Source organism: Streptomyces prasinopilosus (genome assembly GCF_001419695.1).
GTDB lineage: Bacteria > Actinomycetota > Actinomycetes > Streptomycetales > Streptomycetaceae > Streptomyces > Streptomyces prasinopilosus.
In genome coordinates, this window is the sequence record NZ_LIRG01001021.1 from 1 (window position 1) to 1,137 (window position 1,137).

Annotated in this window: 1 protein-coding gene; it reads right to left on the reverse strand. The window is 74.1% G+C overall.

The genetic code is table 11. The features are described 5' to 3' along the window. Positions 1 to 25 precede the first annotated feature (25 nt). On the reverse strand, positions 26 to 1,111 hold the full coding sequence (locus AOK18_RS29755; protein WP_055696313.1) for an alanine racemase: 1,086 nt from the start codon (positions 1,109 to 1,111) through the stop codon (positions 26 to 28). Positions 1,112 to 1,137: the final 26 nt, after the last annotated feature.

Genomic DNA, 1,137 nt, shown 5'->3' on the forward strand with positions numbered 1-1,137 from the left:
GGCCCGGCTGCCTCCCCGGGACGGATCATCCCCGCTCCGGGGCGGAGCCCGTGACCGCGAACGCGTCCAGGGGGACCCGTGGTTCCTCCACGACGCGGTCGGGACGGGTGATGGTGTAGCGCAGCTGGACCGCGACCTCGTCGCCGGCCACCGGCGGTGGACCGTCCCCGGGCACCAGCAGGACGGATTCCTGCGACCGGGGAGGCTCCGCGAAGCGGCACCGCCGGCCGTCCCAGACGAAGGGCGACAGGTGGCGGTTGAGGCAGGCGTGGCCGATGCCCGCGACGTGCCGGGCCCGCTCCCGCAGACCACTCAGCCTCCTGGGGGCCCGCAGTCCCACCCCGTGCGAGGTCCCGCCCGCCACGACGGCGAGGGACCGGCCGGAGAGCGGCTGCCGCCGTCCGGCGCCGAAGCGTTCCCCCCGCTCCGGGGGTACGACGTCGAGCACCCGGCTGTGGTACCGGGTGGCTCCCGGATCGCCGAGCCACAGTTTCGTTCCCGTGCGCAGCCGGAAGGAGGTCCGGGGGAACTCGGCGTGCAGCCGGGCCATCTCCTCGGCCGAGAGGTGGCTCACGAAGACGCGGTGGAGCGGCATCCTCGCCCCGCGCAGCCGCCGCATCCAGGAGGCGACCTCCCCGGCCCCGCCGGCGCCGTCCACCCGGTTCAGCGGGAGGTGGATGGAGAAGCCCTCGAACTCCCACCCGCCCATCACCGCGCGCAGGGCGGGCAGGTCGTCCTCCGTGATGCCGTGCCGTCTCATGGAGGACATGAGCTCCACCACGACCCGGCGCCCCGCCAGGCCGTCGCAGTGCTCGGGGGTGGAGACCACGCGGACGGTCCCGTCGGACAGCTCCAGGGGGGCCTCCCCGTTGCGGTACGGCGTCAGGACCAGGAGGTCCCCGGGAAAGGCGTCCTGCACGAGGGCCGCCTCCTGAACGGTGCCGACGGCGGCGAGCCCTATGCCGAGCCTGGCCGTCTCCCGCATGAGCCGGTGGTGGCCGAATCCGTAGCCGTTTCCCTTGCAGACCGGCACGAGCCCCGGGAACCGGTCGAGGACACCGCGGTGGTGTTCCCGCCAGCGCACGGTGTCGATGGTGAGGGTGAGCGTCATGGTGAATCTCCTCGGGGGAACCCCCG

What these genes read in the sequence shown, in the direction of transcription:
- AOK18_RS29755 (WP_055696313.1), bottom strand. Translation starts at nt 1,111, where the DNA reads ATGACGCTCACCCTCACCATCGACACCGTGCGCTGGCGGGAACACCAC.